Consider the following 13,802-nt stretch of genomic DNA (forward strand, 5'->3'; position numbering starts at 1 on the left):
GAGGAGTGGTTGGAGGGCGGGGTCACCGGTGAAGGTGGAGCCGACGAGGTAGACCGGGGAGACATAGACGTCCCCGTCGGGAGTGTGGGTGGACATGACCGGACTCCAAGGTGCGGGATGGGAAGGTCAGCGCTGACGGCGCGAGCCGACGGTGCGAGGCGTGAGGGGAGTAGCTGCGGTGGCCGGGAGCTGGAGAGCGTGTTTCGACTCGGTGCGTGGGCTGCGTGCCAGTGCCGCTTCGGTGCGCGGAGCGACGCTGCGTTGCACGGGCCGGATCTCGATCAGGGAGCGGTGGCGATAGGGGATGTGGTGTGCGGCGCGGGCCACGGGCTCTGGGTCGGTGAGGGCGGTGGCCGATGCGGTGATGAGGTGCTCGGGGGTGGCCCCGCTGAAGTACGCCTGCCAGCTCGGCGTGGAGACGGGATCGGGCCCGGCGGACATACGCCAGGTCGACTTCTCTGGATCGAGCAGCTCGTCATACTCATGGAGCCAGCCGCCGCGTATCCGGAAGGCGGCGTGACCATCGGGCGAGACCGTACGGAACGGCCGGGCACCCCGAACGGCTTCCCACTGGTGACTTGAGAACAGGGTGGCGGGGGTCTTGGTGGTGTGGTGCTTGCCGCCGCTGAGGTAATCGGCGAAATGGTTGGGCAACCCGTCGACAAGCGTGTCGGTGAACGCCGCCACGATCTCTTGGGGAGTGTCGCGGTCGAAGGTGGTGATCCAGTCCGGTACGCCGAGCGGGTCTTCGGCATACGAGATCGTCCAGCCGCCGTAGTGGCTCTCGGCCGCGTTGGCGATGCGTACGCGCTGGCAGAGGCTGGTGTAGTACGTGTCGGTGCCGAAGGCCATGACCTTGGTCCAGCCTGCCGCGGAGTCAAGGGTGTTGAAGACGGCATCGCTGGGGCCGGGGCCGGCGAGGTAGCCGGGGGTGACCAGGACATCGGTGCCCGGGGCGAGGGTGTGAGGGCCGGTGGTGGGCATGAGGAGCAACTCCGAACGGGGTGGTGCACGGGCGCCCGCGTGGTGCGCGCGGGCGCCGTTGTGGCTGCGGGGTCTGGCGGTGGGCATGCGGGTCACCTGGTCCGTGAGGGGTGGGAGAGCGCAGTGACGTGGGCCGGGACCAGTGGCTGGGGTGCTGGCACATGCGAGAACATCCCGGAGGAGGCCGAGGGGCTCCGTCGTACGGCGGCGTTCGCTCGCTCCGCGCTGGCGGTGCGTCCAGTGGTGGGGCTGGGCTTGGCCGAGGCGGATGTGATCGCTGGCTCGGCTCCGCGGGCGAAGGCCGTGAGTTCGGCGTACACGGGCCCAAGCGCCTCGGCGGCCGGTGCCAGGGCGTAGGCGCGGTGGGAGGTTCCGGTGCGGGTGAGGAGTTGGTCCGCCTGGAGTTGTTGGAGGCGGTAGTGGAAGGAGCCGGTGGCGAGGCCGGCGGCCTTGCGCAGCTGGCCGTTCGGGAGGGGGCCGCGCTGGGAGAGTGCGTGGAGGACGTCGATGGCGCCCTTGCCGCGCAACCGGCGCAGGGTGTCCTCCGTTCGCTCCGCCTCGGCCAGCGGCGGGCCGCCGTCGGAAAAGTGGGCGCGGTGCCAGGAGGCAAGCGCCCCATGGGCGTTGTGTGCGGTGCGGCCGAGCGCGGAGACCTCGTAGAGACCGAGCTGCGGTCGGTCCAGGAGACCGTCGGTGAGCATGCGGCGCAGAACCCATTGCGCGTTCTGGGTGCCGAGCCATGGCAGTGCCGCATTGATCTCCGCGAAGCGCATCTGGCCGTCCTGTGCGATGGTCTGCAGTGCCCAGGTGGTCCAGCGGGGAGCGAGGCGGTCGACCGCTTTGCTGACGAGCTTGGCGTCGTATGCCGATATGCGGTGGTCGGGCATGTCCAGTTCTCCGGAAGTCGTTGGGTGGCGTCAGCGGGAGTGCACGGAGCGTCCTGGAGGCGCGGGTGTATTCGGGGGAGCGGAGTGGGGCGGCGTCGCAGTGGTGGGCAGGGTGGCGGGGGACATGAACGTCCTTCGTGTAGTCGTGTGCGGTGAGCTAGGGATCAGGAGCGGGCGTGCCGTGCCCGTGGCTGCGTGGCGGGAGCCGCCGGCGCAGGCGTCTGCGGATGGCCGTTGGCCCGGCTGCTGCTGTGCGGGGAGCGGGCCCCGGCGGCCTGGGCCCGACGCGCGAGGGGCTGCGTGGCGGCGGATGCCTCCCGCTCGCGCTCGAGCCGGTGCGCCGCGGTGCGGTAGGCGGCCTGGTCCTGACGCTCGCCGACGGCCAGGAGGTAGATCTCCCGCTTGTGCTGGGAGGAGGCCGGGGCGTCCCGGTATTGGATGACCAGCCGCCACCGGGTCTCCGGATCGACGTAGACCTTGTGGCAGCCCGCCAGTTCACGGTGTAGGGCGGCGCCGCGTTCGTTGCCGTGCACCAGGTGCTGCAACTCCAGCAGCGCCAGGTCGCGGATGTCCTCCGGGACGGACCGCAGGTCGGCGAGGGCCTCGGGATGAGCGGCGAAGGCGTACCGGGCCCGGCTCATGGCGCGCTCCGATGTACACGTGCCGGCGCAGCCGCCGCCGATCGAGACGGTACGACGGCAGCCGGTGGCATGGCGGGGCCGCCGGTCTCGACCGGCGAGCGGACACGCGAAGCTTCTGCCCGCAGACCGACTGTGCCGTCGGGTGCTGGAGCCAGGGGAAGTGGCGTGGATCGCTCCTGGACCCAGGTGTCCGCGGCTTCGGAGGTGGGGAAGGCGCCCTCCCACACTGTGTAGGAGTGGAAGTCCTTGGTGGTCTCCTCAAGGAAAATCCGGTAAGGAGCGTGCGCGGAGTCGGGGTGGCAGTCGTGGACGAGGGTGCTGACCTCGATGCCGAAGTCGAAGGAGCACGGGTTGGCGGTGGAGTGGTCGAGAATCGTGTACCGGCCATCCGGGTTAGTCCTGAGCATGTCATCTGGTCGAGCCGTGAGCGCGTCGGCGGGCTGAGTCCCGTGGTTCTTGGACAACTCCGCAGATTCGGCCGGGCAGCCCTGGTGGATGAGCCAGTTTTGCGCCAGCGGAATGACCGGGTGGCGCTCGTGCTCGAAGCCGAACGCGCGCTGCTCGAGGTCCCGGGTGATGTGCAGAGTGACGTACTCGGCCGTGCCAGGAAGGTCCCAGATCGCGGACCGGTCGTTCAACAGCAGGTAGGTGTCGCGGCCATCGACGCTGTCGTGCTCGGCCAGAGGCACGAGCATGTCGTCCGACAGCGTCACCCCGTGGAAGTCGGCCATGTCAGACTCCGGCAGGCTCGGGCGAGGCCAGCAGACGGTGGTTGGGCCGGGCCGGGCTGGTGGTGCACGCACCGAACGGACCGTCCGGTGCGCGGAGTTGCAGCAGGGCCGGGTCGAGGTGGTCGCGCTGCCACACCGAGGGGCCGGTGGGGCCGGCCTCGATATCGGTGAGCTGCTGCCAGGCGAGCCATAGGGCGTCAAGCCGGGCGACGGCTTCGGGGTGCTCGTGCCACTGCTGGCACCACGGGCGGCCGGTGGTGATCTCCCGCCCGTAGACCGGCAGTAGAAGGTGGCGCACCCAGATGGTCAGTGCGGCGAGTTCCTCGGCGTACGCCTTGCCGTCGAGCGCGAGGATGAAGATGGAGGACGGCCCCTCCGCCCCGGTGGCAGCCGAATCGCTGCCTGCCGGGGCGGAGGCCGGCGTGGCGCCTTCCATGCGACCCGGCTTGTCGTGTTCGCCGTCCTGGTGGGGTGGCTGTTCGTCGGTGAGCCGGGCGAGCGTCTCGCCCTGCTTGCGGCTCTCCGCGACGAGCTGTGTGACGGTGGAGACGAGGTCGTCCAGGTCGTGGTCCGGTATGCGTACCGGCTCGCTGTCGTGAGCGGGTTCAGACATCGATACCCCTTGGCATGAACGTGTGGGGTGTCGAGGTTCCGGAGAAAACGGGGTTTGGCCCTGCCAGGAATTTGGTGTAGAAGCACCGCTCAGAGCTCTAGGCGATGCGAGTAGCCCTGCGATGAAACCGGCACACAGGGACGCTGGCCTTCCGGTCGGGGCTCTCGGCGGTGGTACTGCCGTTGTTCCGCTTCATAGCGGTGGCACGCGGACGAGGTCACGGTGTGGCTGATGTTGATCCGCGACGCCGACGAAGGGTGCCCCTCGCGGCGGCACGCCAAGTGTGGGTGTGCTCTTAGGCGGGCGGTTCAGGGCCGGGACCACCCCGGAGGGAGGAGATGACGAGGCGTCCGTACCGTGTGGTGAGGGCAGCGGCGGTGGCGGCGATCGACAGGCCGAGGGCGACGAGCAGGTGGGCGGCGGACTGGTCGCCGAGGACCTGGAGGACGCTGAGAGCTGTGCCGAGGGGGAGGCCGAGGATGGTGAGGACTCCGAGAGCGCCGCTGATCTGCTGGCTTTCCTGGTTCTGGACCAATCGGCTGTAGTCCGCGGCCTCGGCCAGTATCTCCGTGAAACGCTCGGGCAATCGGTACTGGGCCTGGAAGGCAAGAAGTAGCTCGTTCGCCGGGCCGTGGGCGGTCAGGTGCTGGCGCCAGTAAGTGCTGCGGAAGAGCGCGATGTTCCTTTCCAACGAACCGACTTGAGCAGAAAGATGCGTGCCGTCGAATACCCCAGAGAGTTCGTCGGTGAGTCGGTCGATGTGGTCACGCTGGAGCGTGCCGAGTAGCAGTGCGTCGAGGTAGACCGTGCGGGCATGCAAGGCCCCGAAATCGTAGAAGTCGCCCTCACCGGCGTCGGCGCGATGACCGACGAATGCGGCGCTGTGCCGCAGCACCAGAGCACTCCAGTCGGCGGAGATGCGCACAGCCTGATCGAATTCGTCCGCGGCGGTCTCCGGAGCGAGAGGAAAGTCGCGTGGTGTGGAACGGGATGCCAGCTGCCACAGCCAGTGGTCGGCGGTAGGCGGGAGTGCTGCCGTGGGCTCAGACCGAAGCGCGGGAGTGTGGCGGGCTTCTGGGGTGAGGAGGGCGATGGTGTACGGGCGGGCTATCGCGAACTCGTCGGTGCTATCGCGGACCTCGGCCACCTGTCCGAAGAGCTCCTGGGGCGCGAACGGGCCGGTGAGTGGGTCGGGGCCGGCATCGGGCCGGTGGCCTATCGCTCGCAGCACCGGAAGCAGCGGTCTGTCCACGGTGAAGTGCAGTACCGCCAGAGCGTGTCCGTGGCTGCGTCCCGTGGCCGTACGCAGCAGCTCCATGCCCTGCAGATGCAGCCCGTCGTGGCCGAGTGACATTGCCCGATACCAACGACAGGGGCGCCCAGGCGACCCGTACAGCACTCTGGCGGAGGCGGGCGCGAAGTAGGTGGCACGGGTGGCCGCATCCGTCCGTCTGCTGCCGAGCTCGAACGGGAAGGGTCCCTCCGGCCAGTCCGGAGTGCGCAGCAACCGTACCGGGAGCACGACCATGAGGAGCTGTCGCGCCCCGGCGACAGCCTCCAGGTCAACGGTCACCGGTAGTACTCGGCAGGGTCTGGCTGATCGAGCCTGACCACGAACTCCGCGCCACCGGGACGGTCTGCGGCCGCATGGAACCGCACGCGTTCACCAGTGCGGATGGTGCGGAAGCCCTCGGTGACGATCTGCGTGTAGTCGAAGGTGTAGTAGCGGCCGTCCGCCTCGTCCTGGACGATGAAGGCGCCGACCGTTCCGGTCTGTCCTCCGCCGGTTGGCCGACGGTCGACGATGATGCCGTGCCGCGCGTCGCTCATGCGATGGCCGCCCCTGGGTCGGTGATGTCCTGTACGCAACGGAAACCGACAGCGTTGCTGCAGCCACGCTTCCGGTAGATGCCCTTGCTGCTCGCTTGCACGGCGCGCAGCGGATTGTCGTAGCTTCCACCGCAGATGACCGCTTCGCCCGCGTCATCCAGGCTGGTGGAGGTCCACTCCCAGACGTTCCCTGCCATGTCGATGATGCCGTACGGCGAGCGGTTCGCGGCCCTCTCGCCGACCGGGGTGACCCAGGCTCTGCGAAGTGCCTCTTGGGCGAACTCCTGCTGCCAGGCGTGGAAGGTCACCACGGGATGACCGACCCACGTGTCAGCGCAGTTGACCGGCGCGCCATCCGATGCGTCACCCCATGGAAAGAGCCGGCCGTCCGTGCCGCGAGCCGCGGCCTCCCATTCCAGCGCAGTGGGAAGGCGCTTACCCTCGAAAGCTGCGAACGCGAAGGCGCTCCACCAGCTGACGCAGATGGCTGGGTAGTCGTCGTAGCGGGCATTGCGGTAGTAATCCGATTCGCGGAGCCGGTCGGCCCAGGGGGTGTGGGTGACGTTGTCTGGCTGGTCGGGGTGGTCCCAGGGCGAGGTGCCGTCGAGCCGCAAGGCGTCGAGGAAGCGACGGTATCGGCCGACCGTGACGGCGTGGCGGTCGAATCGGACCGCGTGTCGCACGCGGCGTAACAAAAGCCGTTCAGCCGGCCCGACGAGGTGTACCCCAGTGGGAAGGACGCAATCGTCGGAGGGAACAACCGCCGGTATGCGGGCGAGGAAGGCTCTCACCTGCTCGGTGATGAAGGCATCTCCAGGCAGCTTTGCTACCTCTTCGCGACCGCTCGGGGTGGCAAGGAATCGGGCAGCCAGCAGCTCCTGGTAGGCGGTATGGACGAAGGCGACTTGGTCCGGACCGGCCGGCCGCAACAGGGGGGCGAGCACGCAGCTGTCGAGTTCGAGACGACCGTCGGTGAAGGCACCAGGGCCAAGGTCGCGGTGCAGGTCGACGAGGGAGAAGACCGTCTGATCGGTGAGGAACGCCCTTCCGAAGACTGCGGGCAGGCGATCTTCGGTATTGGCCTGACCGTGGTCGGCGAGGGTCTTCGTGATGTGTGCGCCGAGTAACGCGTCGAGAGGCTGCGGAGAGGCGTGTTGGAGGAGGGCGGTCAGCCGCATTTCCAGCAATGTGGCTTCGGGATCCGCGAGCCGTACGAGGTGAAAGTGCGGTACTCGGGCCGGGTCGATTCCGTTCGCGTACATCTGCTCAACCAGCTGCTCGGACCGGGCGGCTCCGCTGTCCAACAGCTGGCGGACCTGGGGGGAGTCGGCGAGGAATGACACCCGCGAGCTCATGACCACAGTGGACTCAGCGGAGAGCACCGGGGCCAGATCCGCGAAGAGCCGCAGAAAGCCGGCGGGGCTGGCCTCGTCCACACCCTCGTCAACCGCATCCAGGACGCACAACGCAGAACCGGACCGGATCAGGTAGAGGAACAGGTCGTACGCACGGGAGCGGTCCGCCGTCATGCATGGGGACAGCAGGCGTGCGGCGTATTCGGGGAAGGTCTCGTCCCTCGCTTTGAGACTCAGGTCGAAGTAGAAGCGAAACCGCCGTGCATCGGGGTCCGCGGCCAGTGTTTGGAGCAACGTGCTTTTGCCGCTGCCGGGACGACCGGTGATCAGAACGTTGGCTTGGCCACGGGCAAGGCGGCCGAGGAGGACGGCTGCGTCCTCGGCTGTCTGGATGAGGGACTCTCCCGTGCGGGCATCGGTGGACAGCACAGTGGCGGTGACAGCCCTGCGTGGTTCGGCACAGTCCACGGAGGTCACGTCGGCCAGGTGGGCGGCAATGTCGACGTGCCTGTCGATGAAGCTGTCGTAGCGCACCAGCCGGTAGTCGCGACCGAGCAGTTCGCGGACGGGGCCGGGCAACTCCTCGTCCTCACCGGCCTCGTCGAGGATGACGAATCGGGTCAGTTTGGGCAGACGGGTGCGCAGCAGTTCACCGCCGTTGGAGGTGAGCACGGCGCGCAGATCGTCCACGTCCTGCGAGACCATCAGCTCTACGTACTCCAGGCGCATGCCTGATTCACGGCAGAAGAGCTGGTAGACCGTGTCGGAGGTCAGGACGAATCGCTTGGCCTGACGGTAGCCGAGGGTGATGTACAGCCCGGCGAGGAACTCGCAGCGACGGGCGACCTCGGGAGCCATGTGCGGCTCTCCGCCCAGCAAGGCAGAGCTACTGGTACTCGTGAACCAGACCAGGACGTCGACGAGTCGGCGTACCGCCAGCAGGCCGTCCTCATCGGAGATGTCGTAGCCGTCGTGCGTGGACCGATTGCGCAGACGACGGATGTCATCCAGCGCGTTCAGGACGGTACTGCTGCGGATATGCGGCTGACACCGCTTGACCAGGTCATTAAGGGCGCGGCCCGATGGGTCGCCCTCGATGCCATGGTGCCGCCACAGCTCCTTGAGCAGCTTCTCCGTCAGCTTGCCGACGAGGGAGATCGCGTTCTCGGGATAGCCGTCATTGAGGCTGCGCAAGGGACGTTCGAGATCGAGACCGAGGCGGTCGGCGACACGGGAGTGGTCGTCGAGTTCGCTGCGGAGCCGTTGCAGTCGTTCGTCCACCACCATGCTCATCGCCCTTCCTCCGGTTTCACGCCCAGTAAGAAGGCGAAGCAGTCGGGAAAGGCGAGCACCGGCTCCGGATGCGCGGCTCTCATCTCATCGATTCCCTTCTCGATCTCGCTGTCAGTGAACGTGGAGAGCATCGACATGTAGCGGGCCCGCACCATCCCGACGTACTTCTCTCGATCGAGGCGCAACTCGTACTCGACGTGACGAAGGTGGGTCTGCAATCCGGCCTCGCGTAGGTGGCCGACAATGAGAGCGGGGTCGGGCTGGAGCTCTGCGAAGTGATCAAGTGCTGCCTGGAACAGCGGGTACTCGATGCTGGTCGGAAGCATGATCACGAGTAAACGACCGCCGGGAGCAAGCCGAGCCGCCAGGCCATACAAGGTGGCGGCGGGATCGGCGACGTGATGCACCGACTCCTTCAACCAGATGGCATCCAGTTGCCCGTACGGTAATTGGGAACGTCCCGCAGCGATGTCTTCCGCCGAGGCTACGATCGGCGTCAGGCCAGCGGGTGGTGGGGTACCGATCTGGCGCAGCATCGCCACTGACGGGTCCACGCAGAGGATGGCATGCTCCGGGTTGACGATCCGAGCCACCTCGCGTGCGAACATCCCTGTGCCACAGCCGATGTCGGCGATGCGGTCAGCGGAAGAGAGACGCAGGGTCTCGGCTATGCGTGCAGACATCCAGGTGATGTGGTGCGGCTCATACACCCAATGCTCGTCGTACTCGGCAGCAAGCCGCTCGTAATGTCCCTGAACATCCCGCCGCTCCACAGTCCCCCCGCCCGGGTATACGGCTCTGCTGGCCCGCCGTCAGGCTACTCCTCCCGTAACTTCATGGAACCGATCAGCCACAGTTTCAGCCAGAGCATGGAGGCGACGATCGATGGCCTGGCCGAGTGGCGACGTGACGGCGATCCCAGGGTCAGCAACGATGCTCGGGGGGACTGCGGGCGACTGCTCCCCTCAGGAGGGGAGGATCGCGCGATGTCCCAATCAATCCCGTCAGCGTGGCGGGCTGCTTGGACGCAGTCGCGAGACCGGGAAGACGGCTCGGTGCGCCTGGAACGGTGATCTTGGAGCGCACCTCGTCGAACTCGCGGGCAACGGCATAAAGCTCGTCCTTTTCCAGGCCGGCGCGGCCAGTGTGGTCCTTCATGACGGACTCCGGCGGTGGTGACGGTCACGGGCAGAGGGAGGCGAAGCGGTGGTTGGCGCCATGACTGGGGGTGCAGCGGTGCGATGCGGGCGGCTGCGGGACAGGGCAGCGTCGATGCGAGCGGCTGAGGGAGTGGAGCCCTGCTGGTGGTCGACGTGGGGTGGTTTGGGCTCGGCCCCAGTGACGGTGCGCCAGCGGTGCCGGACTTCAACCAGCGGCCCAAGTGCGTGTAGGGCGTGGCCGATCAGCCGCGCCGGTGCCAGCGACTCGTCGTCGGCCAGCTCGCGCACCTGCCGGGCCGATGCTGCTGCTGTCCGCACGAGGGAGGCTTTGACGACCTGCTCGCCGACGTACTCCGCCGACCCTGCGAACGCCGAGGGGTCGCAAATCCGCAGCACGCGTTCGGTATCGAGGGTTCGGTCGGCCAGGGCACCGCGGCGTTGGGTCTCCCACAGCACGGTCAGCTGGTCGATGGGCTCGCCGCGATGGTGCAGCGCTCCCAGGGACCGGTAGATCTGCTGATGGCCGGCGTCGGCGAAATCGCTGGGGTGGAGCCAGCCCACGACCTCGTCCAGCTTCTGGGGACGCGCGCTGAGGCAGCCGAGGAGGAACTCCTCATCGGCCAGGAGCTGTTCATCCACTGGCTGTGGATGAGTTAGAGGGGGCGGAGCTGACGCCGGGGGTGCTACGGGCCGGGGCTCGCCGCCCCAGCGGCGAGCGAGATCGGCCAGCACGTCTGACAGGACCTCGGCGTGATGAACCGTATCCTCAACGCCGCCGCGGATCGCGCCGGCGCGGGCTGCCTGGTGCAGTCGTGTGGCGTGCTGGGCGACACTGCGGTGGATGGCGCCCTCCAGCACCATCCGTCCGTAGACCACCGCATGCTCCGGCCGCGGACAGGCCGACACCAGGGAGTGCGCGTAGGAGGCGGTCAGGCCCCGGGTGTGCTTGCTCGCCTCGGCGACCGTGTCGGTCATCCACGACATCGGTACGGGGCCCGCATCCTGCGCCTTCGCAGCTGGGTGGTCGTCGGCCCGGAGTTTGAGCATCGCGGCGTAGAGAGCTGTGTGGACGGGACGGGAGAAATGCTCCGGTCGTAGCCAGGGCGAGAGACGGTCAAGCTGGCCGGGGTCGAGGAAGGCCGCCCCCAGGACCGCCTGCTCGGCCTGGACGAGCGGAGTCATCGCCGGGCCTCACGTACGGGATCACTTGCCGCCGTGCGTTCGGCGTGCAACTCGGCGACGGCACGGTCGGAGGCGGCCATGTCGACTGCGAAGCAGTTTAGTTCGGCGTTGAAGGCGGGGTCCGAGGCGAGCATCGTTCCGGCCGGGGAGACGAGCCACCAGTGGCCGTCGTGCTGTACGGCGGGGGTGTCGGCAAGCCGCTCGGACCGGTGGACGGAAGTCCAGGACGGCGCGGATTGGGGCATGGAGCACCTCAGGAGACGGGGAGCAGGAAGCGGATCGGTGACGCAGTGCGGGGCGGGACGGGCGCCCCGTCGGTCTCGTCCGGATGCTGGGTTGCCGGGGGCTGGTCATGCCGCCGGCCCGAAGTCGTCCTGGTGCAGAGGCTTGGCGAGGGCGCGGTCGGTGATGGCTGCGGTGGCCTTGGCGGAGGCGGCGCTGAGCTGGTCGGCGTCGGGCTCCTTGTACCAGGGCTTGAGGTCGAGGAGGGTGGGCCGGATTCCGGTGGCCAGCAGGTACGCCGTGCCCTTGGGCAGGGCGCGGATCGCGTCGGGCGGCAGGACGCGTTCCTGCCGCATGGAGACCGAGGTGGATTTGCCGGACTCGCTGGTGGAGACGGAGACCGTGCGTACGTCGTGGTCGCCGGCCAGGCGCGAGAGCTTGTCGGCGAAGTCCGCGTCATCGATGCCGGACCCGATCAGCTTGATCGTGGCGGCGGAGAACAGGGCGTCCATGCCCGCCTGGCCCCAGACGCGGACGCCCTGCTGGTAGGACTGCAGGATCGTCATCGGGATGACACCGCGGGACCCGAGGTGCGAGTACAGGTCGGGCAGATCGGAGATCTTGCAGACGTTGGCCGCCTCGTCCAGGATCGCCAGCAGCGGGGCATCGAGGCGTCCGCCGTCGCGTTCGGCCTGGATGACGGCATCGCGCATCACGGCATCGGCTGCGGCGGCGATGATCGCCGAGGCAGACCCGCCACCATCCTTCGACAGCAGGAACAGGGTGTCCTTGCTGGTCGCGAAGTCCTTCGGCTTGAACTTCCGAACCTTCTCAAAGGCGTTGGGCGGGGTGACCCAGGCGGCGATGGTCGGGTCGAGGAGACAGCTGGCGTACTGGCGGGCGGTCTCGAATATGCCGTCGCGAGTTTCGACGGCGCCGGCCACGGTCCCCTGGAGCTGGGCGGCGACGGCGTCCAGGCCGGCGTCCTGCAGGAGGTCGATGGGGGTGCGGTCGGCGGGGGAGGCGAGCCAGGCCAGCACGTCGGTGATCGGACGGCCGTCCCGGGCGGCGGCCAGGAACAGCGCGGTGAGGGTGTTGGCGGCGGCGGTGGACCAGAAGTCCCCCGCGCTCGATTCGTCCACGGAAGCAGTGACGAAGTGCCCGGCGAGCCGCCGGGCACCGGCAAGGTCCCGGGCGTCGGCGAGGATGTCCCACCACATGGTCCGGGGCGCATGCGCGATCTGCTGCGGATCCAGCGTCCAGACCTTCCCCACCTGTGCTCGGGCGTCGAGGGTGGCGGTGTAGGCATCGCGCGCCGCCTTGTTGGAGGTCAGCAGGACCGGGCCGGGGGCGTGCAGGATCGCGGGGATCGCCAGACATGACGTCTTGCCGGACCGGGGCGCCATGATCGCGAGGATCACGTCCTCCCAGGAGGAGCGGACCTCGGCCCTGCCGGGCTTGAGGGTGCCCAGCAGCACGCCGCGGTCTTCGGGAGCGACGTCCTTGGGCTTGCTGCCCTTGAGGCTGGGGCGCAGGTCGATGGCCTTGGCGGCTACTTGTTTGGGCAGCAGCGGGGCGAGCTCGCGTGCGGCGGCAAGGCCCGAGGGGTTGTGGCGGAAGCGCAGCCACACTTTCGCGGCGAGGACGGCGGCGGCCAGCAGGATGAGGCTGGGGAGGACGTAGCAGCCGGTGATGACGGCGGGCTGGGCGAGATGGGGCCAGACCTGCTCCGGGTGCAGGAGGGCCGTGGTCGGCTGGTAGGCGGCCCACGGGTCGGCGCCGGCAACGGCGTTGGCGAGATTGCCGAACACCCAGGCCAGCGAGCCTCCCCCCACACCGAGCCCGGCGAGGGCGATCAGTAGATAGAGGAGAAGGTCGGTGCCGGTGGTGGTCGAGGGCGTGGTGGTGCGTGGAGATTGCAAGGCGAATTCCAGGGGTGCGCGGCGCGGAGAGGGGGGACGGGGCGGCGCGTTCTTCTGGTGATCACTGCGGGGCTCCTGGGGGTTGTGTGGGAGGGGGCTACGGCTAGCGGGGCGTGGCGGTCTGTGTGCCGGCGGCAGGGTCGGCTGGGCCGGTGTGGTCGGAGCGGTTCTTGCGGATCTCGGCTCACACCTCGGTGAGGGCAGACTCGCAGTCAGCGCGTACGGCGGGGGCTGCTCGGTGCGGCCGTGGAGCGGGGTGCTTCTTCGGAGGCCGCGGGGAGTTCGGTCGGGCGGTTCGGTGAGGAGGCCACGGCTGCGCGGGAGCGGGCGGTGTGAGTGACAGAGGGGACGTTGTGCCGAACCGGGAGCGGCATGTCCGCCAGAGGCGGGGCGTCCTGCGGCGTCACGCCCGGCATGACCGACAGATCGAGCTGCGCGTCGGCCAACCGGTCGCCGAGGAAGGCGACATGGTGCGCGATCGTGCGCAGGTGCTGGCCCAGTTCCCGGCCGTTGGGGGTGTCGAGTCGCTCGCACCAGGCGGCGGCGGTGTCGATGAACTCCTCCAGATCGCCGACGGGACCGTGGTGCTCATCGAGGATCTGCTCCAGGACTTCGGCGACGTCGGCCGAGCGACGCAGCTCGTGCAGCTCGCCGGTCATCGCGGTCAACGACTGACCAGGCTGCGTTGTACGTGCGGCCACGTCATCAGGTGTGGGGTCGGGCGACGGCAGCATGATGCGAGGGTCGGCGGCGACGGTGAGGCCGGCGTCCTGGAACTCGCGGGTGGCGGCGGCCATTGTCCGGACCGCGGTGATGTGCCCGGTACCCTCCGGCAGGAGATAGACGTCCAGGTCCTGGCTGTAGCGGAAGTGGTGCTTGCGCAGGACCTCGTCCAGGTACGGCCGGTCATCCGCGGCGGCGGCCACACCGAGATCGGGGTGGACTCCGAAGGCGACGTCGGGCTCGTAGGGCAGATTCATCA

16 protein-coding genes are annotated in these 13,802 nt (G+C 68.5%); 2 read left to right on the plus strand and 14 right to left on the minus strand.

Translation table 11 applies throughout. From position 1 onward, the window contains the following. Positions 1–126 precede the first annotated feature (126 nt). The 6 genes from AB0C46_RS13895 to AB0C46_RS13920 all read right to left on the minus strand — a co-directional run bounded on the left by AB0C46_RS13895 (position 127) and on the right by AB0C46_RS13920 (position 4,442). Positions 127–1,071 carry a DUF317 domain-containing protein gene (locus AB0C46_RS13895; protein WP_362828032.1) on the minus strand — a complete coding sequence of 315 codons (945 nt, stop codon included), beginning with the start codon at positions 1,069–1,071 and terminating at the stop codon, positions 127–129. A gap of 5 nt (positions 1,072–1,076) precedes the next feature. Next, the gene (locus tag AB0C46_RS13900; RefSeq protein ID WP_362828033.1) at positions 1,077–1,871 is read right to left on the minus strand and encodes a winged helix-turn-helix transcriptional regulator; all 795 of its coding nucleotides are present in this window, start codon (positions 1,869–1,871) and stop codon (positions 1,077–1,079) included. A gap of 164 nt (positions 1,872–2,035) precedes the next feature. Then, positions 2,036–2,512, minus strand: coding sequence for a hypothetical protein (locus AB0C46_RS13905; RefSeq protein WP_362828034.1), 477 nt, complete (start codon positions 2,510–2,512; stop codon positions 2,036–2,038). After that, positions 2,509–3,243, minus strand: a complete 735-nt coding sequence (locus AB0C46_RS13910; protein WP_362828035.1) for a hypothetical protein — start codon at positions 3,241–3,243, stop codon at positions 2,509–2,511. Before AB0C46_RS13910 ends, AB0C46_RS13905 begins: the two co-directional genes overlap by 4 nt. A 1-nt stretch (position 3,244) precedes the next feature. Next, on the minus strand, positions 3,245–3,856 hold the full coding sequence (locus AB0C46_RS13915; RefSeq protein ID WP_362828036.1) for a DUF4913 domain-containing protein: 612 nt from the start codon (positions 3,854–3,856) through the stop codon (positions 3,245–3,247). A gap of 295 nt (positions 3,857–4,151) precedes the next feature. After that, the gene (locus AB0C46_RS13920; protein ID WP_362828037.1) at positions 4,152–4,442 is read right to left on the minus strand and encodes a hypothetical protein; all 291 of its coding nucleotides are present in this window, start codon (positions 4,440–4,442) and stop codon (positions 4,152–4,154) included. On the opposite strand from AB0C46_RS13920, the gene AB0C46_RS13925 reads away from it, so the two are divergent. Beyond that, positions 4,426–4,515 (plus strand): hypothetical protein, encoded by a 90-nt coding sequence (locus tag AB0C46_RS13925; protein ID WP_362828038.1) that lies wholly within the window; start codon positions 4,426–4,428, stop codon positions 4,513–4,515. The genes AB0C46_RS13920 and AB0C46_RS13925 overlap by 17 nt on opposite strands. Positions 4,516–4,919: 404 nt before the next feature. Beyond that, complete coding sequence (locus AB0C46_RS13930; protein WP_362828039.1) at positions 4,920–5,207, plus strand: hypothetical protein; 288 nt, start codon at positions 4,920–4,922, stop codon at positions 5,205–5,207. Positions 5,208–5,425: 218 nt separating this feature from the next. Here the strand turns inward: AB0C46_RS13930 and AB0C46_RS13935 are convergent, their stop codons facing one another. The 8 genes from AB0C46_RS13935 to AB0C46_RS13970 all read right to left on the minus strand — a co-directional run bounded on the left by AB0C46_RS13935 (position 5,426) and on the right by AB0C46_RS13970 (position 13,800). Then, positions 5,426–5,686: a hypothetical protein gene (locus AB0C46_RS13935; protein WP_362828040.1), complete on the minus strand. Its 261-nt coding sequence runs from the start codon at positions 5,684–5,686 to the stop codon at positions 5,426–5,428. Next, on the minus strand, positions 5,683–8,334 hold the full coding sequence (locus AB0C46_RS13940) for an SUMF1/EgtB/PvdO family nonheme iron enzyme (RefSeq protein ID WP_362828041.1): 2,652 nt from the start codon (positions 8,332–8,334) through the stop codon (positions 5,683–5,685). The genes AB0C46_RS13935 and AB0C46_RS13940 overlap by 4 nt, the downstream gene beginning before the upstream one ends. Then, entirely contained in the window at positions 8,331–9,107 is a 777-nt protein-coding gene (locus AB0C46_RS13945) for a class I SAM-dependent methyltransferase (protein WP_362828042.1), read from the minus strand. Before AB0C46_RS13945 ends, AB0C46_RS13940 begins: the two co-directional genes overlap by 4 nt. A 151-nt stretch (positions 9,108–9,258) precedes the next feature. Further along, positions 9,259–9,492, minus strand: a complete 234-nt coding sequence (locus AB0C46_RS13950; RefSeq protein WP_362828043.1) for a hypothetical protein — start codon at positions 9,490–9,492, stop codon at positions 9,259–9,261. Continuing rightward, the gene (locus tag AB0C46_RS13955; RefSeq protein WP_362828044.1) at positions 9,489–10,676 is read right to left on the minus strand and encodes a DnaB-like helicase N-terminal domain-containing protein; all 1,188 of its coding nucleotides are present in this window, start codon (positions 10,674–10,676) and stop codon (positions 9,489–9,491) included. Before AB0C46_RS13955 ends, AB0C46_RS13950 begins: the two co-directional genes overlap by 4 nt. Further along, positions 10,673–10,921, minus strand: a complete 249-nt coding sequence (locus AB0C46_RS13960; RefSeq protein ID WP_362828045.1) for a hypothetical protein — start codon at positions 10,919–10,921, stop codon at positions 10,673–10,675. The genes AB0C46_RS13955 and AB0C46_RS13960 overlap by 4 nt, the downstream gene beginning before the upstream one ends. A 105-nt stretch (positions 10,922–11,026) precedes the next feature. Continuing rightward, positions 11,027–12,820 (minus strand): TraM recognition domain-containing protein, encoded by a 1,794-nt coding sequence (locus AB0C46_RS13965; protein WP_362828046.1) that lies wholly within the window; start codon positions 12,818–12,820, stop codon positions 11,027–11,029. Between the two features lie 212 nt (positions 12,821–13,032). Further along, positions 13,033–13,800: a hypothetical protein gene (locus tag AB0C46_RS13970; RefSeq protein ID WP_362828047.1), complete on the minus strand. Its 768-nt coding sequence runs from the start codon at positions 13,798–13,800 to the stop codon at positions 13,033–13,035. Between the last annotated feature and the right edge of the window lie 2 nt (positions 13,801–13,802).

This window comes from Streptomyces sp. NPDC048637 (genome assembly GCF_040650675.1).
Taxonomy (GTDB): domain Bacteria; phylum Actinomycetota; class Actinomycetes; order Streptomycetales; family Streptomycetaceae; genus Streptomyces.

Bases quoted from the DNA above. Each gene is read 5' to 3' on its own strand.
- AB0C46_RS13900 (WP_362828033.1), bottom strand. From the start codon at position 1,871: ATGCCCGACCACCGCATATCGGCATACGACGCCAAGCTCGTCAGCAAA.
- AB0C46_RS13970 (WP_362828047.1), bottom strand. From the start codon at position 13,800: ATGAATCTGCCCTACGAGCCCGACGTCGCCTTCGGAGTCCACCCCGAT.
- AB0C46_RS13955 (WP_362828044.1), bottom strand. From the start codon at position 10,676: ATGACTCCGCTCGTCCAGGCCGAGCAGGCGGTCCTGGGGGCGGCCTTC.
- AB0C46_RS13950 (WP_362828043.1), bottom strand. From the start codon at position 9,492: ATGAAGGACCACACTGGCCGCGCCGGCCTGGAAAAGGACGAGCTTTAT.
- AB0C46_RS13960 (WP_362828045.1), bottom strand. From the start codon at position 10,921: ATGCCCCAATCCGCGCCGTCCTGGACTTCCGTCCACCGGTCCGAGCGG.
- AB0C46_RS13905 (WP_362828034.1), bottom strand. From the start codon at position 2,512: ATGAGCCGGGCCCGGTACGCCTTCGCCGCTCATCCCGAGGCCCTCGCC.
- AB0C46_RS13935 (WP_362828040.1), bottom strand. From the start codon at position 5,686: ATGAGCGACGCGCGGCACGGCATCATCGTCGACCGTCGGCCAACCGGC.
- AB0C46_RS13940 (WP_362828041.1), bottom strand. From the start codon at position 8,334: ATGAGCATGGTGGTGGACGAACGACTGCAACGGCTCCGCAGCGAACTC.
- AB0C46_RS13915 (WP_362828036.1), bottom strand. From the start codon at position 3,856: ATGTCTGAACCCGCTCACGACAGCGAGCCGGTACGCATACCGGACCAC.
- AB0C46_RS13910 (WP_362828035.1), bottom strand. From the start codon at position 3,243: ATGGCCGACTTCCACGGGGTGACGCTGTCGGACGACATGCTCGTGCCT.
- AB0C46_RS13895 (WP_362828032.1), bottom strand. From the start codon at position 1,071: ATGCCCACCGCCAGACCCCGCAGCCACAACGGCGCCCGCGCGCACCAC.